The 20,796-nt window shown below is 68.9% G+C and carries 21 protein-coding genes; 10 read left to right on the top strand and 11 right to left on the bottom strand.

Annotated elements, in window-relative coordinates:
* Window positions 1–38 precede the first annotated feature (38 nt).
* Both MPLG2_RS17510 and MPLG2_RS17505 read right to left on the bottom strand, forming a co-directional pair.
* A complete protein-coding gene (locus MPLG2_RS17510; protein ID WP_105187260.1) occupies window positions 39–1,106 on the bottom strand; it encodes a hypothetical protein in 1,068 nt (355 codons plus the stop codon).
* Window positions 1,090–1,794: a metal-dependent transcriptional regulator gene (locus MPLG2_RS17505; RefSeq protein ID WP_105187259.1), complete on the bottom strand. Its 705-nt coding sequence runs from the start codon at window positions 1,792–1,794 to the stop codon at window positions 1,090–1,092. Before MPLG2_RS17505 ends, MPLG2_RS17510 begins: the two co-directional genes overlap by 17 nt.
* Before the next feature lie 212 nt (window positions 1,795–2,006).
* On the opposite strand from MPLG2_RS17505, the gene MPLG2_RS17500 reads away from it, so the two are divergent.
* The gene (locus MPLG2_RS17500) at window positions 2,007–2,693 is read left to right on the top strand and encodes an acVLRF1 family peptidyl-tRNA hydrolase (RefSeq protein WP_105187258.1); all 687 of its coding nucleotides are present in this window, start codon (window positions 2,007–2,009) and stop codon (window positions 2,691–2,693) included.
* Here the strand turns inward: MPLG2_RS17500 and MPLG2_RS17495 are convergent.
* On the bottom strand, window positions 2,655–2,990 hold the full coding sequence (locus MPLG2_RS17495; protein WP_158681317.1) for an LPXTG cell wall anchor domain-containing protein: 336 nt from the start codon (window positions 2,988–2,990) through the stop codon (window positions 2,655–2,657). The genes MPLG2_RS17500 and MPLG2_RS17495 overlap by 39 nt on opposite strands.
* A gap of 216 nt (window positions 2,991–3,206) precedes the next feature.
* Between MPLG2_RS17495 and MPLG2_RS17490 the strand changes: the two genes are divergently transcribed.
* Window positions 3,207–3,860 (top strand): DUF7691 family protein, encoded by a 654-nt coding sequence (locus MPLG2_RS17490; protein ID WP_105187256.1) that lies wholly within the window; start codon window positions 3,207–3,209, stop codon window positions 3,858–3,860.
* 92 nt (window positions 3,861–3,952) lie between these two features.
* Here the strand turns inward: MPLG2_RS17490 and MPLG2_RS17485 are convergent, their stop codons facing one another.
* Entirely contained in the window at window positions 3,953–5,443 is a 1,491-nt protein-coding gene (locus tag MPLG2_RS17485; RefSeq protein WP_105187255.1) for an NCS2 family permease, read from the bottom strand.
* Window positions 5,444–5,487: 44 nt separating this feature from the next.
* On the opposite strand from MPLG2_RS17485, the gene MPLG2_RS17480 reads away from it, so the two are divergent.
* Window positions 5,488–5,745 carry a DUF2530 domain-containing protein gene (locus tag MPLG2_RS17480; RefSeq protein WP_158681316.1) on the top strand — a complete coding sequence of 86 codons (258 nt, stop codon included), beginning with the start codon at window positions 5,488–5,490 and terminating at the stop codon, window positions 5,743–5,745.
* Window positions 5,746–5,889: 144 nt separating this feature from the next.
* On the opposite strand, the gene MPLG2_RS17475 is transcribed toward MPLG2_RS17480, so the two are convergent.
* The 3 genes from MPLG2_RS17475 to MPLG2_RS17465 form a co-directional block, all read right to left on the bottom strand.
* A complete protein-coding gene (locus tag MPLG2_RS17475) occupies window positions 5,890–7,176 on the bottom strand; it encodes a citrate synthase (protein ID WP_105187253.1) in 1,287 nt (428 codons plus the stop codon).
* A 160-nt stretch (window positions 7,177–7,336) separates the two neighbouring features.
* Window positions 7,337–8,104 carry a DUF3027 domain-containing protein gene (locus MPLG2_RS17470; RefSeq protein ID WP_105187252.1) on the bottom strand — a complete coding sequence of 256 codons (768 nt, stop codon included), beginning with the start codon at window positions 8,102–8,104 and terminating at the stop codon, window positions 7,337–7,339.
* A 3-nt stretch (window positions 8,105–8,107) separates the two neighbouring features.
* On the bottom strand, window positions 8,108–8,494 hold the full coding sequence (locus tag MPLG2_RS17465; RefSeq protein WP_105187747.1) for a cold-shock protein: 387 nt from the start codon (window positions 8,492–8,494) through the stop codon (window positions 8,108–8,110).
* Window positions 8,495–8,633: 139 nt separating this feature from the next.
* Between MPLG2_RS17465 and MPLG2_RS17460 the strand changes: the two genes are divergently transcribed.
* The 4 genes from MPLG2_RS17460 to MPLG2_RS17445 are packed head-to-tail and all read left to right on the top strand — an operon-like array spanning window position 8,634 to window position 12,232.
* Complete coding sequence (locus MPLG2_RS17460) at window positions 8,634–9,551, top strand: hypothetical protein (protein ID WP_158681315.1); 918 nt, start codon at window positions 8,634–8,636, stop codon at window positions 9,549–9,551.
* Window positions 9,552–9,563: 12 nt separating this feature from the next.
* On the top strand, window positions 9,564–10,739 hold the full coding sequence (locus tag MPLG2_RS17455) for a DUF4352 domain-containing protein (RefSeq protein WP_105187250.1): 1,176 nt from the start codon (window positions 9,564–9,566) through the stop codon (window positions 10,737–10,739).
* Window positions 10,739–11,344 carry an NUDIX hydrolase gene (locus tag MPLG2_RS17450; RefSeq protein ID WP_105187249.1) on the top strand — a complete coding sequence of 202 codons (606 nt, stop codon included), beginning with the start codon at window positions 10,739–10,741 and terminating at the stop codon, window positions 11,342–11,344. Before MPLG2_RS17455 ends, MPLG2_RS17450 begins: the two co-directional genes overlap by 1 nt.
* A gap of 6 nt (window positions 11,345–11,350) precedes the next feature.
* On the top strand, window positions 11,351–12,232 hold the full coding sequence (locus MPLG2_RS17445; protein WP_105187248.1) for a cation diffusion facilitator family transporter: 882 nt from the start codon (window positions 11,351–11,353) through the stop codon (window positions 12,230–12,232).
* A 148-nt stretch (window positions 12,233–12,380) separates the two neighbouring features.
* Here the strand turns inward: MPLG2_RS17445 and MPLG2_RS17440 are convergent, their stop codons facing one another.
* The 3 genes from MPLG2_RS17440 to groL form a co-directional block, all read right to left on the bottom strand.
* Entirely contained in the window at window positions 12,381–13,097 is a 717-nt protein-coding gene (locus tag MPLG2_RS17440; RefSeq protein WP_105187247.1) for a copper homeostasis protein CutC, read from the bottom strand.
* Window positions 13,098–13,162: 65 nt separating this feature from the next.
* Complete coding sequence (locus tag MPLG2_RS17435; protein ID WP_197710010.1) at window positions 13,163–14,620, bottom strand: MFS transporter; 1,458 nt, start codon at window positions 14,618–14,620, stop codon at window positions 13,163–13,165.
* 244 nt (window positions 14,621–14,864) lie between these two features.
* Window positions 14,865–16,490 (bottom strand): chaperonin GroEL, encoded by a 1,626-nt coding sequence (gene groL, locus MPLG2_RS17430; RefSeq protein ID WP_105187246.1) that lies wholly within the window; start codon window positions 16,488–16,490, stop codon window positions 14,865–14,867.
* A 207-nt stretch (window positions 16,491–16,697) separates the two neighbouring features.
* Between groL and MPLG2_RS17425 the strand changes: the two genes are divergently transcribed.
* Both MPLG2_RS17425 and MPLG2_RS17420 read left to right on the top strand, forming a co-directional pair.
* Window positions 16,698–18,671: a DUF2207 domain-containing protein gene (locus tag MPLG2_RS17425; protein WP_158681314.1), complete on the top strand. Its 1,974-nt coding sequence runs from the start codon at window positions 16,698–16,700 to the stop codon at window positions 18,669–18,671.
* Window positions 18,672–18,692: 21 nt separating this feature from the next.
* Window positions 18,693–19,211, top strand: coding sequence for a hypothetical protein (locus MPLG2_RS17420; RefSeq protein ID WP_105187245.1), 519 nt, complete (start codon window positions 18,693–18,695; stop codon window positions 19,209–19,211).
* On the opposite strand, the gene MPLG2_RS17415 is transcribed toward MPLG2_RS17420, so the two are convergent.
* Entirely contained in the window at window positions 19,163–19,456 is a 294-nt protein-coding gene (locus tag MPLG2_RS17415; protein WP_105187244.1) for a DUF3263 domain-containing protein, read from the bottom strand. The two genes, MPLG2_RS17420 and MPLG2_RS17415, sit on opposite strands and share 49 nt — an antisense overlap.
* Window positions 19,457–19,590: 134 nt before the next feature.
* On the opposite strand from MPLG2_RS17415, the gene manA reads away from it, so the two are divergent.
* Window positions 19,591–20,781, top strand: a complete 1,191-nt coding sequence (gene manA, locus MPLG2_RS17410) for a mannose-6-phosphate isomerase, class I (protein ID WP_105187243.1) — start codon at window positions 19,591–19,593, stop codon at window positions 20,779–20,781.
* Window positions 20,782–20,796: the final 15 nt, after the last annotated feature.

Below are 20,796 nucleotides of genomic sequence, written 5' to 3'. Positions count from 1 at the left end.
CTCTCTGGTTCACCGTTGAAACGCCCACGCCATCGGTGCTATTCCGCCAACGCCTGAGCGATGTCGTCGCCGATGTCGCGAATCAGCGTGCCCGGGCCGACCGTGCGTCCAGCGACCGCGCTGACCAGAGCCGACATGCCCGGCAGTGCCTCCCCAGGCTCAGGCGCGCCGCCACCGCCGGCCGCGAGCGGGTTCGAACCGTCCGGCCAGGGGGCCGACACCCGCGTCCAGGTGCGCAACCAAGCCTCCGAGATCTCGGAGGTCGACGGCACTCCGAAGAAGTGCCCGACCGGTGCGTGATGGCGCAGCGCAACCACCGGCGAATCGCGGTACAGCAAGGCCAATCGCACCCGGGCGTCCAGGTCGCGACGATCGGCGAGCTCTCCCCGCACCGCCCACCGACAGGGCGCCGCGCAGGTACCCGCCACGTCCGGACGTTCCCCGGCTGCGATCGTTTCGTGGTTCATCGCGCACATGGCCAGCGCTGAACCCAACCGAGAGTGAAACCGGTCGAGGTAGGCGGTGAAGCCGGCCTGGTCGCCGTTGGCGGCGTTGAGCGACCGCTTGGCGGTGGTGCGCAGCGCCGAGTTGTGCGGGCAACTGCGGTCATCGGTGCCCCACCGCTCGCCCACGTACTCGTCCATTCGCAGTGGATCACCGGCGTGACCGAGCGTCGATTCCCAAGCCAACTGGGGCAGGTACTCGCCGATCAGGTGGGCCGTGACCACGACCTGCAGCGGCTCGTGGCGCAGCGCCCGCAGGTCGAGCACCTCGAGCATCAGCCGGTACAGCGGCACCAGCGAAGCCAGGGCACCCCGCTGAGGGGAGCGCGGTTCGAGCGGAAAGCAGGCGGCGCCCAACTCTTCGGCCCAGCGCCGCTGCGGAAACTCGCGGCTGATCGGCCAGTAGTCCTCGGCGTCAAGGTCGAGCACGCGCTTGGCCGCCACCGCCAGCCGAAAGGCCTGCTGCCGAGCGGACGTGACGTGTCCGGCGCGCAGCTCGGTGTCGAGGATCGCCGCCAGGGCGTCGTACCAGTGGCCCTTCAGCAGCGGTGCCGGATCAAGCGGCACCTGCGCGAGCGGCGTGCGCTCAAGCGGCACTGGCATCGCTGGCCACGAACAGGTGCTCCGCCACCTGCGCCTCGAACCGTCCCTCAGCGCCCTCGTCGGCTCGCAGAACGAGCGTGTGACCGTCGCGACTCGCCCTGAGCGTGGCGCCGGGCACTACACCGGTGGCGTCGAACATCGACAGCAACTGCCGATCGGTTTGCAGGTACTCGCTGAGCCGTCGCACGGTCACCCGGGCGGCGGAATGTTGAGCCAGCACCTCGGACAGCGGGATCGCGCCGTCGAGGAAGGCCTCGGGCGCCGGCAGTGCGCCGAGTTCGGCCAGCGCCGGAATCGGGTTGCCGTAAGGCGATTCGACGGGCTCGTGCAACAGATGCACCAGCCGACGCTCCACGTCGGTCGAGATCACGTGCTCCCACCGGCAGGCCTCTTCGTGTGCGTGCACCCAGTCGAGCCCGATCACGTCGATCAGTAGACGTTCGGCGAGCCGGTGCCGGCGCATCACCCGTGTGGCCAGCTTGAGGCCCGCAGCACTGAGCCGAAGCTGCCGGTCGGCGTCGACGGTGAGCAATCCATCACGCTCCATGCGAGCGACGGTCTGCGACACCGTGGGACCACTCTGCTTGAGCCGTTCGGCGATGCGGGCTCGCAGCGGCGGCACGCCCTCTTCGCCGAGCTCGTAGATGGTGCGGAGGTACATCTCCGTCGTATCAATGAGATCGCTCACCGGAACCCTCCTGAAGTCTGCTTGCCAGACTAGGCCATACCTACCACGCCGGGTGCGCCTGCCCACTCGGTCGGCACAATGGGTGCCCGCTGAGTCCGGTGAGCGTGACCCCTCGCCGCCGGTGGGCCCGCCCGCGCGGCGCAGACCAGGCAGATCATGATTGCCCAGCGCGAGTCACCGGCTGATCGGCGCCGGCCCCGTAGGCTGCGAGCATGGCCGAGCCGCACCGCGTGCTGATCGCTCCAGAGCGCCTGGCCGGCTGGCTCACCGGTTTCGACGAGCGCCACGGAACCGCGCGAACGGTACTCACCGACACCCACCTCACGCTCGTTTCCCCCGACGACGCCGAGGCCGACATCGAGCTGATCTGGGGCCCGCTGCCCGGCCACGATGCGCAGCGCGAGCTGCTGGCGCAGGTGACGCAGCCGCGTCGACTGGGGGCGTTGCTGATCCGCAAGGGTGCGCACGCGGCCGGAGTCTTCGAGGGGCCCGAACTGGTCGCGCATGCGGTCGGGCGGCACTACGTCCAGGGCCGTACGAAGGCCGGGGGCTGGTCGCAGCAACGCTACGCCCGGCGGCGCGAGAACCAGGCGGAGCGGGCCCATGCGAAGGCGGCCGACGCGGCCCGGTCGGTGCTGCTGCCGCGCGTCGGCGAGCTGGACGGGTTGATGCTCGGCGGTGACGGACGGGCGGTGCACGATGTGCTGAACTCCGCCGGCCTGGCGCAACTTGCCCAACTGGCGGCCCGCTACCCGCGACGTGCGCTGCCCGTGCCCGACCCCAACGTGACGGTGCTGCGCGCGTCGTTGCCCCGGTTTCTCGCCGTTCCGATCGTGCTCAACGACGCCGCTCGGGCCCGCTCAGCGCTTGCGCAGCACGACGACGAGGCCGGCCAGTAGCGCCAGCGCCGCCGCGCCCCCGACCGCCAGCCAGGTGCCGGTCTGGTCGGGAGTGATGTCTGTGCCGTCGTCGCCGGGCTCGTCGGCCGGGTCGACATCGGTGTCTGACTCGGTGGCCGACGGGCTTGCCTTGGCGCTGCCCGTCTGCACGCTGCTGGACGGGCTGGGCGTTGCGGTGGTCGCCTGCGGCCTTGGCTGCGCCGACGAACCAGTGATGGGCAGCACGAGGCCGATCAGCAGTACGAGCAGCGCTGCGGCAGCCACCGCGGCGCGGCCGACAAGGTTCTGCCCAGACATTGAACTCCTTATGGCGACGCGACGCACAGCCTAGCGGTGTGGCTCCAGCCCAATCGGCGGACTCGCCAGGGAGCAATGCCGAGTCAGTGCACCAAGGCGCCCACCAGCGCGATCAGCACCAGCACCACCAGCACCCCGGTGACGATGAAGCGGCGCGTTCGAGGGTTCACCAGGCCAATCTATGTGGCGGTTCGATCGCCGGGGTACGTTGTGCACATGGGCGAGTTGCGGCTCTACGCCATCGGCATCGACGAGGTGCGCGACGTCTTTCGCGCCTCACCCGAGCTCGCCGCGGAGTTGCGCCGGGTCGCGGAGACCGCCTACCCGCCGAAGACCACACCGCCGGCGCCCGGACTGCTGGGCAAGCTCGGCCCGATGTTCCGTCGACCTGCCGGAGCGCCCGTCGTGAGCCCCGACACACCCGTCGAGGCCGACGTCGCCGACCTGCTGGCCGCACGCTTCATTCGCCCCGAGCGGCAGCCGGCGGCGTGGCGGCTGCTCGAGGCGTACATCGACGCGCAGGCGTGGGGGCGACACCGCCTCGACCTCGACGTCAACCGGTTCAACGATCTCGAGTTCGACCTCGCTCGTGCCGGGCTGCACCCACAGTTCGGCCTGACCAGGCTGGTGAACAACGAACTGCGGCTACCGCTGCAGACCTACCGGGGCCTGTCGACCGGCTGCATTCAGCACGACCAGGCGCTGCAGGCCGCGTCGGCGTGGCGCAACGTGCTCAACCATTTGTCGGCCGAGAACCGCGCGATCGCCGAGCCCTATGCGGCGTGGCTGGCGCAGTTTCACCACTACGGGCAAATGGCACCCCAGAAGGCACGTCCGGCGCCCGATCTGGTCGTGATCTACCGCGCCTGACGGCGGCAGTTGCTGGTCGAACTCGTCGAGACCAGTCGCGGCCAGGGGTTTCGACAGCTGAACCAACGGCCCGTGCGTTGATCAGCGGTTGCTCAGCCGAGAAACTCCAGAATCGCGCCTTGGGCGAAGTAGACCACGAACAGTCCCGCCACCAGGTAGATCAGCCAGTGCACGTCGCGGGCCTTGCCCAGCACCAGCTTGATCAGGGCGTAGCTGATGAAGCCCGCGCCGATGCCGGCGGTGATCGAATAGGTGAACGGCATCAGGGCCATGGTGAAGAAGGCCGGAATGCCCTGCTCGGGGTCTTCCCAGTCGACGTGCACGACCTGCGACATCATCAGAAAGCCCACGAACACCAGTGCCGGGGCTGCTGCCTCCGACGGCACCATGTCGACCAGCGGGGCGAGGAAGATGCTGAGCAGGAACCCGGCGCCGGTGACCAGCGACGCGATACCCGTCCGAGCGCCCTCACCGACACCTGCGGCCGACTCGATGTAGCTAGTGTTGGACGACACCGAGCCCACGCCACCGGCGATGGCGGCGATGGAGTCGACGAGCAGAATCTCTTGCGTGCGCGGCGGGTTGCCGTCGTCGGCCAGCAGGTCACCCTCGGCACCGACCGCGACGATGGTGCCCATCGTGTCGAAGAAGTCGCTGAGCAGCAGCGAGAACACGAGCAACAGCAAACCCAGCACCACCGCGGGGCCGCCCGCGAAGGCGCCGAACAGATCAACCCGACCGAGCAGGGTGAAGTTCGGCGCGCTGAACTCACCGAGCGTGGGCACGTTGAGCATCCAGCCGGTGGGGTTGTCGTCGGTCTTGCCGCCCAGGTGCAGCACCGACTCGATGATCACCGCGAGCACTGTGCCCGACAGAATGGCGAGCAGGATCGCACCCTTGACCTTACGCACGAACAGCGTGACGAGCAGCAGCAGCACCACGACGAACAGCAGAATCGGCCAGCCCTGCAGCGAACCGAAGATGCCCAACTGCACGATGGGGTTGCCGGTGCGCACCACGCCGGCGTCCACGAGGCCGATGAAGGCGATGAACAGCCCGATGCCCACCGAGATCGCCGAGCGCAGCGTGCGCGGTACGGCGTTGAAGATCGCGCGGCGGAAGCCGGTGATCACCAGAATGGTGATCAGCACGCCCTCCCAGACCACCAGGCCCATGGCCTGCGGCCAGGTCATCTGCGGCGCGATGGTGTACGCCACCACGGCATTCAGACCGAGGCCGGTGGCCAGCGCGATCGGAAAGCGGGCGTAGGCGCCCATCAGAATGGTCGTCAGGCCGGCGATCAGCGCAGTGGCCACCGCGACGGCGGCGATGGAGGCGCCCTTGTCGGCGTCGGTCGCAGTGGCGAACGCGACGCCGGTGATCAGGTTGCCGGCCTTGTCGGGTGTGGTGCCGATGATCAGCGGGTTGAGCACGATGATGTAGGCCATCGTGAAGAACGTGACCAGGCCACCTCGCACCTCACGACCGAGCGTCGAGCCACGCTTGGTGATTTCGAAATAGGAGTCCATTCCGGACGGCGCCGGGGCGGTCGGACGAGCCGCCTTCGGGGACGAGTTGACCATGGCCTCAGGCTATTGCGACGCCCCGTCCGCCTAGAGTGATGTCCGTGAGCCAAGATGACCACGAGGTCCACCTGCCGACGTTGCAGGCGCCGGTGAAGGCGCTCGACCCGCACGGGGTTCAGATCGTCGGGCTGGGCACCGTCGTGTTCGCCATCAGCATGCTGATCTGTTGGTGGCAGCTGGCCGCTCTCGAAGCCATCGGCAAGGGATGGTGGCTCTCGACGACGCTGGTCGGCACCGGCATCGGCGTGCTGGCGCTGGTCGTGCTGCTGATTCGACGGTGGCGCCGGCTGCGCGCGTAGTTCGCTGGTCGAACCTGTCGGGACCCGATCCTCGTCATCCCGGTGAACGCCCGGATCTCGACACCGGTTCAGGCGTCCCACGGTAGAGATTTCGGGGCAAGCCCGCAATGACGAAGCCCTCGCCGAAACGACCTTCTCGTCGGCTCAGCGCTCGTCGCGGGGCCGCCACTTCACGTCCGTGGGGCCGACGTACACCTGCCGTGGGCGGTAGATGCGGCCCTTGGGGTCTTCGTTGATCTCTTTCCAGTTGGCGATCCAGCCCGGCATGCGACCGATCGCGAACATCACGGTGAACATCTCCAGCGGAATGCCGATCGCGCGCAGCAGAATGCCCGAGTAGAAGTCGACGTTGGGGTAGAGCTTGCGGTCGACGAAGTAGTCGTCCTCGAGCGCGGCCGTCTCGAGTTCGCGGGCGATGTCGAGCAACGGGTCGGTCTTCTCCAACTGGGCGAGCACGTCGTCCACGGCCTTCTTCAAGATTCTGCTGCGCGGGTCGAAGTTCTTGTAGACGCGGTGCCCGAAGCCCATCAGCTTCACGCCGTCGTCCTTGTTCTTGACCTTGCGCACGAACTCGTCCACCGGCATGCCCGAATCGTGGATCTGCTGCAGCATCTGCACCGCCGCCACGTTGGCGCCCCCGTGGAGCGGCCCCCACAGCGCGCAGACGCCGGCCGCGCAACTGGCGAACAGGTTGGCCTTGGACGACCCCACCATGCGCACCGTCGAGGTGGAGCAGTTCTGCTCGTGGTCGGCGTGCAGCATCAAGAACAGGTTGAGCGCCGCCGCCACCTCGGGCGTGGCTTCGTACTGGCGGTAGGGCACCGAGAACATCATGTGCAGAAAGTTCTCGGCGTACTTCAGGTCGTAGCGCGGGTAGACCAGCGGCTCACCGATGGACGCCTTGTAGGCGGCGGCCGCGATCGTGCGCACCTTCGAGATGAGCACCGCCGCGGCCCGCTCCATGTCGGCGTCGTCGCGAATATCGGTGACCCCCGCGTCGTGGGCGCTCAGGGTGTTGATCATCGCCGAGAGGATCGCCATCGGGGGCGCGGTCTGGGGAAACGCGTTGAAGTGCTTGCGCATGACCTCATCGATCATCGCCGACTCAGAAAGCAGACCCGCGAAGTGGTCGCGCTGCTCGACGTTCGGCAATTCGCCGAAGATCACCAACCAGGCGGTTTCGACGAACGACGACCGCCCCGCGATGTCTTCGATCGGAATGCCGCGGTAGCGAAGTATGCCCGCGTCGCCGTCAATGTAGGTGATCGCTGAGCGGCACGAACCCGTGTTGCCGTAGCCGTCGTCCAAAGTGATGTAGCCGGTGATGTCGCGCAGCTTGGCGATGTCGATCGCCCGCTCCCCCTCGCTGCCCACGAAGGTCGGCAACTCATAGACCTTGCCATCAAGTTCGAGTCGGGCGGTTTCAGGCATGTGGTCTCCTCGTGACGCGTCGTGGTCGTGCACACAGTAACGGGTCGCCACGTGTGCGTGTGAGTCTGCGGCCCATGGACCACCCAGAACGGCGAGCCGACGACCGTCCGGCCCAGGGGACGGTTTCTTCGGTTCGGGGACGGTGCAGGCGATCGATGGGTCAGAACAGACCGAAGTCGACCGTCACCGTGTCCCACACCGGCGTGGACGGCTGCTCGCCGCGACTCGGCTCGGTGACGTCGGAATGCGCGCCGCAGCCATGCTCACGGCTGACCACCCGACCGTCACTGGGGGTGTACTCGTTGGCGCACACGCCGAACGACCGGCCGATCGGCCCGGTCAACGCGATGAAGTACGCGCACGTCTCACACAGGGCGGGCGCCTGGCTGGTCATCGGGTTGTCGGGCCCGCCGAGACCGTGCAGCCACCGCTCGGCGGCCTCGTCGCGTCCGAACGGCGACAGCACCCGTTCGCGGCCCAGTCCCAGTTCGGCCACCACGGCGCGGGTGGCCGACCACTCGGCCGGCTCGGCGTCGGGGGGCAGGTTCGCGGCGGTGAAACCTGGTTCTATGCGCGGGTCGTTGTCGGGCGTGGGCATCAGCACGCCGGGCGTGAGGTCGCCGGCGCCGACCCGCTCGGTCCAGGGCACCCAACGCGGAGCGAGCAATGACCCGACGCCGGGCAGCATGGTGACTTCGCTGACCGTGACGGCCTTGGCGCGCGACGCGCGCGCGACCGTCACCTGCCAGGTCCAGCCCGGGTAGCCGGGGTGGGTGCACGCGAACAAGTGCGTGGCCACCCGCACGTCGTCGGCGACCACGCCCAGGTGCTCACCCACGCCCATCACACCGGCGCGCCCCTCGGCCGCTTCGCGGGCCAGGTCGACGGCCTCGGCGCAGGCGCGATCGAGAACCTTGGCCACCGGCATCGCTCAGAGCTCCAGTTCGTCGGCCACGGCGCGCAGTACCGCCGCCACCTTGCCGGCCAACTTGGGGTCGGGGTGTCGTCCACGCTTGTAGCCGTTGCCGACGCCGTCGAGCATCTTGATCAGGTCTTCGACGATCACGGCCATCGCGTCGGGCGACTTGCGCGACGCCTTCGACAGCGACGGCGGCGCCTCGAGCAGATGCAGGCTGAGCGCCTGCTCGCCGCGCTTGCCGTCGACCACTCCGAACTCGACCTTCTGGCCGCGCTTGAGCGTGGTCACACCGTCGGGCAACGCCGATGAGCGCACGAACACGTCGTCGCCACCCTCGTCCTTGGAGAGAAAACCGAAGCCCTTCTCCGCGTCGTAGTACCGCACCCTGCCTGTTGGCATGACCTTCTCCTGTTCGAAACTGCTTGCGGACGCGCCGAAAGTGCCGACGTGCTCACACCGCGACTGCAAGCGTATCGAACCGCTCGCGACCAGGCACACGCATCGGGAGCGGTGGAGCCCCGGTGACTATCATGAGCCCATGGCGAACTGGACGGACGGCCCGGAGTACGCGCCCACGCAGCGTCCGGCCGCTTTCGAGACGCCATCGGTGGCCCCGCTCGAAACACCCCCTGTGGTGCCCAACCCGGCCGCCGGCGCTCCGGTGGTGCAGCCCGTCTGGCAGCCGCCGCAGGGCAATGCGATTCCGCTGCACGCCCTGGTGCCGCGCACCCAACTCGACACCCGCGATCCGCGCACCGCGTTCACCACGACCAGCTCACTGGCCACCGCCGGTTCTGCGTGGGGTTCGGCACATTCGGCCACCGGCACCCTCGACCAACCGGGGTGGACGCCCGATCAACCGTTGCGCACCTCGGCTCCGGTCACCGGTGCCCAGGGCCCCAACGGCGACGCCGCCTCGTGGCCGGCCCCCACCGGTGCACCCAGGCGAGCGATCACGCCGACCGCAACCGACTCGAGCACGACCGCGGCTCCCCCCGCGCGGCTCAGTTTTCCGCCCCCCACGCAGCCGCCGGTCTTCCCCCAGCGCGGCACCCCCGACTGGTTCGCGCCGCCGACCCAGGGCCAGTGGCGGCCGCCCGACCAGACCGTCACCGTGGGGCAGATGTGGCGCGCAGCCACGCCGGGGGTGATGATTCCGCTGATCGTCGGAGCGTTGCTCAATCCGCTGTCGGTGGTGATGTTCGGCGTCGCTGCCCTGCTGGCCGGACGCGTGCAGTACCGGGTGGCGCAGGTGCGGCGGGTGTTCGGCTGGTCGATCGGGCTGATCGCCGCGGTGGGACTGTTGACTCTGGTGAACAACGACTTCGATCTCGAGGCTGCGTGGGCGGTGATGTCCGGCTGGGCCCAGTTGCTGAGCTGGGCGGTTCCGCTGATCGTGCTGCTGCTGGTCGGCGCAGGCATTCGCGCCCACGAACCGCCGTCGCGGCCCTACTGAACGAGATAGCAGATGAACTCCTCTTCCGGACTGGGCCGGCCCACCCCCGGCTCGCCCGACTTCGACGGGCCGCAGGGCGGATCGGGTCAGGGCGACGGCATTCAGTCGGGGTGGCAAGCCGGCAACACGTCCGCCGGCCAGCAGCCGGCCGATCAGCCCCCGCCGTCGTGGTCGTCGCGCGGCTCGGACCCGGGCAGCCAGGGCCAGACCCCCTACGGATCACAGTCGTACGGCCAGCCCGGTCAGGGTCAACCGGCCCAGGGTCAGCCAGCTCCGCACCAAACACCGGGCCCGTACCGGCAGCAACCGGGCGGTCCTTCCGGTTACACCGCACCCGGGCAGGCCCCGTACGCACAGCCGGGCACGTACGACCGGCCTGGCCAGGGCCAGTACGGCCAACCGGGCCAGGGCGGCCACGCACAACCCGGCCAGGGTTACGTGCCGCCGTCCCAGCCGGGGTATGCGCCGTCGGGGCAGCCGGGCTACGGGCACCAGAACGACGGCCAGCAGGGTCAGCAGCACTACGGCCCCGGCGGGTATCCGCCACCGGTGCCGGGCAACCAGGGCCGGCCGCCGGCTCGACGGCCCGGCGGCACCCGCGGCTACATCATCGCCGGGGCCGTCATCGTGGCCTTGATCGTCAGCCTGCTCGGTTGGCAGTTTCTGGGTCCGCAAGCCAGCACCGAACCCACCCTCGCCCCGACCGCGCCCGCAACCACGGCGCCCGCCTCGCCCACCGGCAGCCCTGAACCCACCGTGGTGCGCGGCTCACCCTCGGCGCAGCCCACCACCAGCAGCCCCGTCACCGGTGGCGGCATCGGTCAGCAGGTCGAGTTCAGCACCACGAACGGAACCGGCAAGGTCACCGTCACCGGCGTCGACTGGGCCGACAACGGCGTGATCGCCCCCGATGAGGGCGAGTCGTACCTGATCGTCAACCTGACCTTCATGGGTGACACCGGAACGGTGACCACCGGGCCGTTCTTCACCGCGGTCACCGACGCCAACGGCGACAGCCACATGATGACCATCGGTGCCTCGCTGAGCAACCAGTTGAGCATGCGCACGCTCAAGCCCGGCCAGTCGAACACCGGGCAGGTCGCCTTCGCCCTGCCCAAGGGAGCGGTCACGTTCCGGGTGCTGGACGAGCTGCTCAACCCGGTCGCCACAATCGACATTCCCGGCTGATGAGCGAACCCTTCCGCACCCGCTCGTTCGTCGCCGTCGAGCCGCACCGACGACCCGTGCGCCAGCGCGCTGCGGTGCGGGTGATCGTCACCGACGGCAGCAGCGTGCTGCTGCTGTCAGACACCGACCCGGGCGCCCCGGGCACCCGCTGGTGGGTCACGCCGGGCGGCGGTATCGACCCCGGTGAGCAGCCGGTGCAGGCCGCCTGCCGCGAATTGGCCGAAGAAACCGGACGGGTCGTCGACCCGCTCGATCTCGGCGGGCCGCTGCTGCGCCGCCTGGTGATTCACGGCTACAGCGACCAGGTGCTCGCCCAGTCGGAATTGTTCTACGTGCTGCAGGTGCCCGCGCCGTTCGAACTCGACACCTCGGGCTTCACCGAGGAGGAAAAGCTCACCATCGCGGCGTGGGACTGGCACTCGATCGACCAACTGGCCGCCCTCACCGAACCGGTCTGGCCGGGCGATCTCGCCGAACTGGTGGCCTTGGCCGGGCAGCCCGCGGCCTGGCCCGTGGACGCCGGCGTGGTCGAGGAGTCGACGGTGAACGCGGGCGAACTCGGCCGGCGGATCGCTCTAGAATGGCCCGGTTTCCCCGACTCCTGAGGCACCATGACGAACCCCCCAGACGAACACCGGCTGCTCGAACGCTTTCTGTGGTTGTCGTTGGCCACCGCGCTCGCCACCGTGACGCTGAAGGCGGCCGCCGCAGTGATCACCAACTCGGTGGGCATGTGGTCGGACGCACTCGAATCGACGGTGAACCTGCTGGCCGCGGGCATCGCCCTGTGGGCCCTGCGGGTGTCGGCACGGCCGGCCGACCACAACCACGATTTCGGTCACGGCAAGGCCGAATACCTGTCGGCAGCGGTCGAGGGCACGCTGATCATCGTGGCCGCCGCGGCAATCATCTGGAGCGCGGCGCAGCGGTTGCTCAACCCGGTGCCGCTCGAAAGCGTCGGGCTGGGCATCGTGCTGGCCACGATCGCGTCCGCGCTGAACCTGGTCACCGGACTACTGCTGATCAGGGCCGGCAAACGCTACCGGTCGATCACCCTCGAGGCCGACGGCAGGCATCTGATGACCGACGTGTGGACCTCGGTGGGGGTGCTGGCCGGCATCGCGGTGGTGGGCATCACCCATCTGTACTGGCTCGACCCGGTGATCGCGTTCGCGGTGGGCGTGAACATCGTGTTCACCGGCTACGGGCTGGTGCGGCGCTCGGTGGTCGGCCTGCTCGACGCCACGCTGCCGCCCGACGAGGTGGCGCAGATCCAGCAGGCCCTGGTGCCGCTCACCGACGACCCGCGGGTACACCTCACCGACCTGCGCACCCGCGAATCGGGGCGGCAGCGGTTCGTGCAGGCCACACTCACCGTGCCGGGCGACTGGACCGTGCGCCGCAGCCACGACCTGGCCGACCGGGTCGAGAGCGAAGTCGAACACGTACTGCCGGGCACCGTGACGTTCGTGCACGTGGAGCCCGCCGACTGACCGCAGTTGGTCCCACGTCATCCCGGGCCCGCTTCGTCATCCCGAAGAAGGTCGGGATCTCGGCGCGCGCACCTGGAGTCGACTGCGGTTCGGGTTGCCGGCGTGGGCGGTATTCCCGTGCGTCCGCCGGCGCCCCATCGGCGAGCGCTCAGCGCTCGTCGCCGCCTGCCGCGTGCCGCACCTCGGTGTCGATCAGCCGGCGCCACGACCCGACCAGTTCGGGGTCGACGTAGGCCTTGTACGACCCCAGCGGACGAGCCGGGCCCCCGATGTGAAACGCCCGCACGCCGGCTCGGGCCAACCAGGGCACGTGGTCGGGGTGCAGTCCCCCACCGGCCATGATCACCCCGGCCTGCCACGCATCGGCGCGAGCCCGAGCCAGCACGTCTTCGAGCCCGTGTTCGAGCCCGCGCGCCGAGCCCGCGGTGAGCACCTGATCGAGCCGCGGCAGCCGCCGCAACACGGCCCAGCCCCGGTCGGGGTAGAGGCAGGAGTCGATGGCGCGGTGAAACGTCCAGGGCCAGTCGCCGTCGGCGACGAGTTCGGTGACCACCTGCGGGTCGACCTCGCCCAGGCCGTTGAGAAAGCCCAGCACCATGCCGTCGGCGCCCGCGTCGAGGTAGCTGGCGATCAGTCCGCGCAGCCGCACGGCCTCACCGCCGTCGGTGCCGAACCCGGCCCGCAGCCGTAGCATCACCCGCAGTTGCACCGACGTCGCGGCCCGCACCTTTTCGACCAGCGCCGGTTCGGGCGACATACCACCGTCTTCGAGGGTGCCGCACAACTCGATGCGGTCGGCACCACCCGCTTCGGCGCGCTCGGCATCGGCCGCATGCAGCGCGATCACTTCGAGCAGCCCGCTCATGTGCCCATCATGGGTGAGCGTCGGGGCCGTTGGGTGCTGGACACGCGGACGCCCCGGCGTACGGCTCAGCGCGTCGGCGTCGCCGTCGCGTAGGCCGTCGAATCGACGCCGCCACGGGGCAGTCGCAGGGCGGCGAGCAGCATCAACGCGGCGGTCAGCGCGACGGCGGCGAACACCCAGGTGCTGGCGGTGACGATGGTGGCGTAATCGTGCTCACCCCGGCCGGCGGCAATCACGTTGGTGGCGATGGCACCGAACACCGCCACGCCGATGGCGCTGCCGGCCGAGCGGGCGAACACGTTGATGCCGGTCACCACGCCGCGCTCGCTCCAGTCGACCGACGCCTGCGCGGCGATCAGCGACGGGGCCGCCGTCCAGCCCAGGCCGAAGCCGATGACGAACGACACGGCGCCCACCGTCCACGGGTTCGGGTAGGGTCCGGACACCGCGAGGGCGACGCAGCCCACCACCGCGATCGCGCTGCCGGTCAGCACCGTGGTGCGATACCCGAATCTCAGGTACAGCCGACCCGCCATCGAGGCCGACAACGGCCAGCCCAGGGTGAGCGCCGCGACTGCGACGCCCGAGATCAACGGCACCACACCCAGCGCGTTCTCCAGATAGGTGGGCACGAAGCTGGTCACGCCGATCAGCAGGGCGCCCACGCCGAGCGAGATGGCCGTGGTGGTCATGATCAGGGGACGGCGCACCACAGCCAGGTCGAGCACGGGTTCGGCCGCGCGGCGCTCGGCAGGCACGAACGCGACCAGTGCGGCGATGCCGATACCGAAGCTGGTCAGGCTCTGCCACGAGAGCCACGACCAGGCGTTGCCGCCTTCGAGCAGAGCGAGAATCACCGCCGTCAGCCCCACGGTCAGCAGCCCGGCGCCCAGATAGTCGATGGTGTGGTGCCGCCGCTCGACGTTCTCGCGGTAGAACCGCGCGAGCGCCCAGCCGGCCAGCAGGCACAGCGGAATGTTGACCAGAAAGATCCAGCGCCACGAGGTGAACTGACTGAAGATGCCGCCCAGTGCAGGGCCGACCACCGAGGCCACCGCCCAGACGCTGGCGATGTAGCCCTGCACGAGGGCCCGCTCGGCGACGGTGTAGATGTCGCCCACGATCGTCATCGCCATCGGGGCGGTCGCGCCCGCGCCGAGGCCCTGCACGACCCGAAAGACGATCAGTGAGGTCATGTTCCAGGCAAGCCCGGCGAGCACCGAGCCCAGCAGAAACAGGCCGACGCCCACCAGAATGATGGGTTTACGCCCGATGGTGTCGGCCAACTTGCTGTAGATCGGCACCGACACCGCCTGCGCCAACAGGTACACCGAGAACAGCCACGGGAACTGTTCGAACTCGCCCAGTTCCTTCACCACAGACGGCACCGCAGTGGCCAGAATCGTGGCGTCCACCGCAATCAGACCGGTGGTGAGCATCAGCGACATCAGCACCTTGCCCCGGTCGGACCGGAATCCGACCGAGCGACCCCGATCGCCGGTCTGCGTGCTGTTCTCGTCCACGCTCACCCTTGTACCAGCCCCGGCCAGCTCGCCGGTATTCCCGCGAACTGTGGGCCGGACGTCCACCACGTAACTGCCCTTGTGACACGTAGCTGCCCGCACGCAGGCAGTCAGGTGTCAAAAAGGCAGCTACGTCCACCCAATGGCTCATCCCTCCAGCCCGCCAGATCCTCCCCACGGCAGACGACGAAGGGGCCGGACGCCGAAGCGTCCGACCCCTTGGGTACTGCGGGAGTGGCTGAACTCAGAAGTCCATGCCGCCCATGCCGCCGTCGCCGCCGGCCGGCATGGCCGGAGCCTTCTCGGGCTTGTCGGCGATGACGGCCTCGGTGGTGAGGAACAGCGCCGCGATGGACGCCGCGTTCTGCAGCGCCGAGCGGGTCACCTTGGCCGGATCGATGATGCCCGCGTCGAGCATGTTCACGTACTCACCGGTGGCAGCGTTGAGACCCTCGCCGGCGGGCAGGTGACTCACCTTCTCGGCCACCACGCCGCCCTCGAGGCCGGCGTTCGACGCGATCTGCTTCAGCGGAGCCGAGCACGCGCCGAGCACGATCTGCGCCCCGACGGCCTCGTCACCGGACAGGTCGTCGAGCGCTACCTGCTTGGCCGCCTGCAGCAGCGCCACGCCGCCACCGGCGACGATGCCCTCTTCGACGGCCGCCTTCGCGTTGCGAACGGCGTCCTCGATGCGGTGCTTGCGCTCCTTCAGCTCGACCTCGGTGGCCGCGCCGACCTTGATCACCGCGACGCCGCCGGCCAGCTTGGCCAGCCGCTCCTGCAGCTTCTCGCGGTCGTAGTCGGAGTCGGAGTTCTCGATCTCTTTGCGGATCTGCGACACCCGGCCGGCGATCTGGTCGGAGTCGCCGGCACCCTCGATGATGGTCGTCTCGTCCTTGGTGACCAGGACGGAACGCGCCCGGCCGAGCAGCTCCAGGGTGACGGCGTCCAGCTTGAGGCCGACCTCCTCGGAGATGACCTGACCGCCGGTCAGGATGGCGATGTCGGTGAGCATGGCCTTGCGGCGATCACCGAAGCCGGGAGCCTTCACGGCCACCGACTTGAAGGTGCCGCGGATCTTGTTGACGATCAGTCCGGCCAGCGCCTCGCCGTCAGTGTCTTCGGCGATCACCAGCAGCGGCTTGCCGCTCTGCATGACCTTCTCGAGCACCGGCAGCAGGTCCTTCAGCGAGCTGATCTTGCTGTTCGCGATCAGCACGTAGGGGTCGTCCAGGACGGCCTCCATACGCTCGGGGTCGGTGACGAAGTAGGGCGAGATGTAGCCCTTGTCGAAGCGCATGCCCTCGGTCAGCTCGAGGTCCAGCCCGAAGGTGTTGGACTCCTCGACCGTGATCACGCCCTCTTTGCCGACCTTGTCCATCGCCTCGGCGATGATCTCGCCGACGGTGGAGTCGGCGGCCGAGATCGACGCGGTCGCAGCGATCTGCTCTTTGGTCTCGACGTCGGTGGCCTGCGCGGCCAGCGACTCGACGATGGCGGCGACAGCCTTCTCGATGCCCTTCTTCAGGCCCATCGGGTTGGCACCGGCGGTAACGTTACGCAGCCCCTCGCGCACCATGGCCTGGGCCAGTACGGTCGCAGTGGTGGTGCCGTCGCCGGCGACGTCGTCGGTCTTCTTGGCGACCTCTTTGACCAGCTCGGCGCCGATCTTCTCGTAGGGGTCTTCCAGTTCGATCTCTTTGGCGATGCTGACGCCGTCGTTGGTGATGGTGGGGGCGCCCCACTTCTTTTCCAGCACGACGTTGCGGCCCTTGGGGCCGAGCGTCACCTTCACCGCGTCGGCGAGGACGTTCATGCCCCGCTCGAGGCCGCGGCGCGCCTCAATGTTGAATTCGATCAGTTTTGCCATCGGTACAGGCAATCCTTCGCATCGGTGGGCAGCGGCCCACGGTTGGTCTGGTTCGACGGTCAGCGTCGATGCCCGCGACGGACGGCCCCTGGGGGCCTCACCGGCTGACCGGGTGGCACTCTCATAGTGAGAGTGCTAATACATGTTTAGCACTCGACCCTGTCGAGTGCAAACGGTTTCGAGACCTGTTTCGCCTACCCTGAGCACGTGTTCGCTCGCGTCTCACGCTGGATCGCGTACCCGCTGTGTTGGCTGTTGCTGATGATCGTGCCGATGGTGGTGGACGCTTTTCGGGCCGACGCCGGGCCCGTTTCGCGCACCAACCAATTCACCATCAGCAGCTTCGTCGCCACTTATGACGCCCGCCGCAGCGGCGACGGGCTCGCACTCGACGTCACCGAGCGCATCACCGCCAACTTTCCCAACCGCTACACCAACCGCGGCATCGAACGCCGACTGGACGCCCGCTTCGGCAGCACCGACATCGGCCTGTCGAACTTTCGGGTCACCGACCCCAGTGGCACGTCGATGCCCTTCACCAGGCGTACCGAGGACGACGGCGACATCACCCTGCGCATCGGCAGCGCCGGCACCTACGTCTACGGACGAGTCGACTATGTGATCAGCTACACGATCACGCGGGCCATGGTGCAGGCGCGTGACCGGCAAGAGATCTACCTCGACGTGAACGGCACCGGGTGGCAGCAGCGGTTCGACCGGGTGCAGGCTACCGTCAACGTGCCCCCCGACCTGGCCGGCAGCCTGCTGGGCGAACAGGCCTGCTACCGCGGCCCGGCCGGTTCGACCGCGCGCTGCGGCATCGCACGCACCGGTAACGCGATCAGCACCGAGTCGGTGTCGTTGGCTCCGCGCGAGTCGATGACCATCGCGGTCGGCTTCGTGCCGGGCACCGTGCAACAAACCGTGCCGGCACCGTTGACCGGCTTCGGCTGGTGGGGATTGGCCGCCATGCCGGTGGTCGCGGCGCTGCTACTGGGCCTGGCCCTGGTCGTACGAGCACGGCGGCTGGGCAACCTGCTGCTGCGCGAGGATGCTCCGATTCAGTACACAGCGCCCGGTGTGCCGCCGATTCTGGCGGCCGACTTTCTGGGCTTGCCCGAACGCGGCGCCGCCGCACAACTCACCCAACTGGTGCTCGACGGGCACGCCACCATCACCGCCGACGGGGTGCCCGTCGGCACCGCCCCCCAGCCCCGCTCGCGACTCGGCCGAGCCGACCTGGCCAAGGCCGGCGAGCTACGGGTGCAGTTGGGTGACCCCCACGACATCGACGGAAGCGTCCGGTCGATCTGCACGGCCCTGTTCGGCGGTACCCGCTCGGTCGCGCTCGCCAGCGTCGGCGAACGTGACGTCGCGGGCGCTTCGGCCGAGCGGTGGCAGCTGCTGCGCCAGAGCGGCCTGCGCCGCGAGAGTTGGCTGGGCACCACCCTGTTCTGGGTGGGTTACCTCGGGCTGATCGGGTTCGGCTGGTGGCAGCTCGCCCTCGGCCTGAGCGGCCTGGCCTGGCCGTTCCTCGGCCTGGGAAGTCTGGCTGTGGTGCTGCTGGTCGCCATGGCGCACTACTACCCCACGCTCGGCGGCCTGACCGACCAGGGCAGTGCCCTGGCCGATCACCTGGCCGGGCTGCACCGGTTCGTCACGATGGCCGAGGCCGACCGCATCGCCTGGATGCAGAACGCCGTGGACGCCCCGCGCCTGACCGGGCCCGATGACACGAGCCTGGTGGACCTGTACGAACCGCTGTTGCCCTACGCGATCATCTTCGGTGTCGAGAACACCTGGCGGCAGGCCCTCGGTGACCTCTACGACCTGAAACCCGAACGACCCGACAAGCCCGAAGGTCAGCCCTGGGCGCTCGCGCTGGCTGCGGCGTGGGCCGACAGCCCTGACTATCGGCGTGACTTCGAGCACCGGCGCCACGGCACCCAGAGCTTCTGGGACTCCCGCCCAGCCTGGGGCGACGGTTGGGTGTCGCACGCCGGCCAGGCCCTCGGCCAGGGCTTCGACTCGTGGGCCAGCTCGCGCGACGACGATCGCGGCGGCTCGTGGGGTTCGGGCGGCGGATCGTCCAGCTCGTGGAGCTCGTCCAGTTCGTCCGGCTCGTCGGGTGGTGGGTCGTCCGGCGGCGGCATGGGCGGCGGTGGTGGCGGCGGTTGGTGAGCCGGGAGCAGACTTGACCACATGGCGACGTCTCAACAGGTACCGCTGACCCGGGCCCAGCGGGTGCGGCAGGTCGGCAACCTGATGAACCTGTCGTCGGCGCTCGGCCTCACCGCGGCCCGGCTGGGTCGGGCCCGGCTGCGCCCCGGCCCCCAGGGGCTGCTGCTCGCCGAGGGCTACCGGTTGAACTTTCCATCACGTGCGGGCGCGTTCACGGTGGGTAACGTGATTCTGACCAGCACCGACTTCGAGTCGCTCACCGCGCGCGAGCCCCACGTGATGGACCATGAGAGCGCCCACGCCTGGCAGTACTTCTGGTGCGGCGGCCTGCCGTTTCTGCCGCTGTACGCACTGGCCGCCGGCTGGTCGTGGCTACGCACCGGCGATCTGGCGTCGGCCAACTTCTTCGAGCGCAACGCAGGTCTGGTGCGCGGCGGCTACCGCGAGGCCCCGATCACGAACATCGGGTTCAAGCGACTGCGCGGGCGGCTTCAGACCTTGATCGAGAAACCCAGCCGCTTGGCGGAGCGCTCTTTCTGACGGGTGGCGCGCTGGCGACGCAGCCGCTTGACCAGCAGCGGGTCGTGCGCCAGTGCGGCCGGGGTGTCGATCAGGTCGTTGAGCAGTTGGTAGTAGCGAGGAGCCGACAGGTCGAAGCGCTCGCGAATCTCGGCCTCTTTGGTGCCGGCGAACGACCACCAGTGCTTCTCGAACTCCAGAATGGCTGCGGAGCGCTCGTCGAGCGCCGCTTCCGGACGGCTCACGGGGTCGGACATGCCGCCCATTCTAGGTTGAAATCACACCGCTGTCATTCGCCGGCGCGAGTTCGATCGTCCACCGAAGGGGGCTCATGGGGTCGGCTACAGTGAGGTGGCGGCGCGGCACGTGAGCGCGGCGCACCCCATCGATAGGACACGTTATGCAGCCGCTCGTCGGCACCGTTCAGCGGTACGCGTGGGGCACCACCGACGCCATTCCGGCGATTCTCGGCCAGCCTGACGACGGACGCCCCATGGCCGAGTACTGGCTCGGCGCGCACGCCTCGTCACCCTCGCTGCTGGGCACCGGCACGCTGAGCGAGCACATCGACGCAGCCCCGGGCGTACTGGGTGATCGCAGCCGGGCGGCGTTCGGCGAACACCTGCCGTACCTGATGAAGCTGCTGTCGGCGCGGCACGCCCTGTCGATCCAGGCGCACCCCTCACGCGAACAGGCCATCGAGGGGTTCGCGCGCGAATCGCGGGCCGGCACCCCGCTCGACGCCCCTGAGCGCACCTACAAAGACAGTTGGCCCAAGCCCGAGATTCTCATCGCGCTGGAACCGTTCGACAGCCTGGCCGGTTTTCGCGATCCCCACCAGACGGCGGAGTTGTTCGCCGCCCTGGGCGTGGCCGAACCGCTCTACTCGGTGATCGGGCCGCTCACCGAACGCAAGGGCCCGGCGGCGATGGCCGAGGTGTTTCTCGATGTGCTCAGCCTGGGTGATGAGCGCAGGCACCTCATCGACGAAACGGTGGCGGCGGCCATGCACCACCGCTACGACGACGACCCGGTCGGTGAGTTCGCCCGAACCGCCCTCGAGCTCGACGCCGTGTTTCCTGCCGACCCTGGCATTCTGGCCGCACTGCTGATGAACCGGCTGCGGCTGCAGCCGGGCGAGGCTCTGTTCGTACCCGCCGGCATGATGCACGCTCACCTGAGCGGCACCGGAGTCGAGGTGATGGCGAACTCCGACAACGTCATTCGCGGTGGGCTGACCAGCAAGCACATCGACGTGGGCGAGCTGATCACCGTGGTCGACTTCAATCCGTGGCTGCCCGAGATCCTGCACCCCACCCTGACCCGCACCGGCGTGCTGAAATACCAGACCCCATGCAGCGAGTTCGAGGCCTGGCGCATGATCGTTGACGAGTCGTCCGGGCCCATCAGGGTGCCGGGCCGAGGTTCGGCGCGCATTCTGTTGGCGGTTTCCGGCGAGTGCGTGCTCGATGACGGCCACACCAGCCTGCCGCTGGCCCGCGGGCACGCGGCCTTTCTGTCGGCCGACGAACAGGATGTGTTCGCGACCGGTTCGGCTGAGGTGTACGGCACGTCGTCCGGCATTCGCTGAGCGGTGCGGTGTGCG

Origin of the sequence: Micropruina glycogenica (assembly GCF_900289045.1) — a bacterium.
Taxonomy (GTDB): Bacteria; Actinomycetota; Actinomycetes; order Propionibacteriales; family Propionibacteriaceae; genus Micropruina; species Micropruina glycogenica.
This window is presented reverse-complemented; position numbering and strand designations above follow the sequence as displayed.

Excerpts from the sequence above, each read along its gene's own strand:
- MPLG2_RS17510 (WP_105187260.1), bottom strand. The coding sequence starts at position 1,106 with ATGCCAGTGCCGCTTGAGCGCACGCCGCTCGCGCAGGTGCCGCTTGAT.
- MPLG2_RS17500 (WP_105187258.1), top strand. The coding sequence starts at position 2,007 with ATGGCCGAGCCGCACCGCGTGCTGATCGCTCCAGAGCGCCTGGCCGGC.
- MPLG2_RS17495 (WP_158681317.1), bottom strand. The coding sequence starts at position 2,990 with ATGTCTGGGCAGAACCTTGTCGGCCGCGCCGCGGTGGCTGCCGCAGCG.
- MPLG2_RS17490 (WP_105187256.1), top strand. The coding sequence starts at position 3,207 with ATGGGCGAGTTGCGGCTCTACGCCATCGGCATCGACGAGGTGCGCGAC.
- MPLG2_RS17485 (WP_105187255.1), bottom strand. The coding sequence starts at position 5,443 with ATGGTCAACTCGTCCCCGAAGGCGGCTCGTCCGACCGCCCCGGCGCCG.
- MPLG2_RS17475 (WP_105187253.1), bottom strand. The coding sequence starts at position 7,176 with ATGCCTGAAACCGCCCGACTCGAACTTGATGGCAAGGTCTATGAGTTG.
- MPLG2_RS17470 (WP_105187252.1), bottom strand. The coding sequence starts at position 8,104 with ATGCCGGTGGCCAAGGTTCTCGATCGCGCCTGCGCCGAGGCCGTCGAC.
- MPLG2_RS17465 (WP_105187747.1), bottom strand. The coding sequence starts at position 8,494 with ATGCCAACAGGCAGGGTGCGGTACTACGACGCGGAGAAGGGCTTCGGT.
- MPLG2_RS17460 (WP_158681315.1), top strand. The coding sequence starts at position 8,634 with ATGGCGAACTGGACGGACGGCCCGGAGTACGCGCCCACGCAGCGTCCG.
- MPLG2_RS17455 (WP_105187250.1), top strand. The coding sequence starts at position 9,564 with ATGAACTCCTCTTCCGGACTGGGCCGGCCCACCCCCGGCTCGCCCGAC.
- MPLG2_RS17450 (WP_105187249.1), top strand. The coding sequence starts at position 10,739 with ATGAGCGAACCCTTCCGCACCCGCTCGTTCGTCGCCGTCGAGCCGCAC.
- MPLG2_RS17445 (WP_105187248.1), top strand. The coding sequence starts at position 11,351 with ATGACGAACCCCCCAGACGAACACCGGCTGCTCGAACGCTTTCTGTGG.
- MPLG2_RS17440 (WP_105187247.1), bottom strand. The coding sequence starts at position 13,097 with ATGAGCGGGCTGCTCGAAGTGATCGCGCTGCATGCGGCCGATGCCGAG.
- groL (WP_105187246.1), bottom strand. The coding sequence starts at position 16,490 with ATGGCAAAACTGATCGAATTCAACATTGAGGCGCGCCGCGGCCTCGAG.
- MPLG2_RS17420 (WP_105187245.1), top strand. The coding sequence starts at position 18,693 with ATGGCGACGTCTCAACAGGTACCGCTGACCCGGGCCCAGCGGGTGCGG.
- MPLG2_RS17415 (WP_105187244.1), bottom strand. The coding sequence starts at position 19,456 with ATGGGCGGCATGTCCGACCCCGTGAGCCGTCCGGAAGCGGCGCTCGAC.
- manA (WP_105187243.1), top strand. The coding sequence starts at position 19,591 with ATGCAGCCGCTCGTCGGCACCGTTCAGCGGTACGCGTGGGGCACCACC.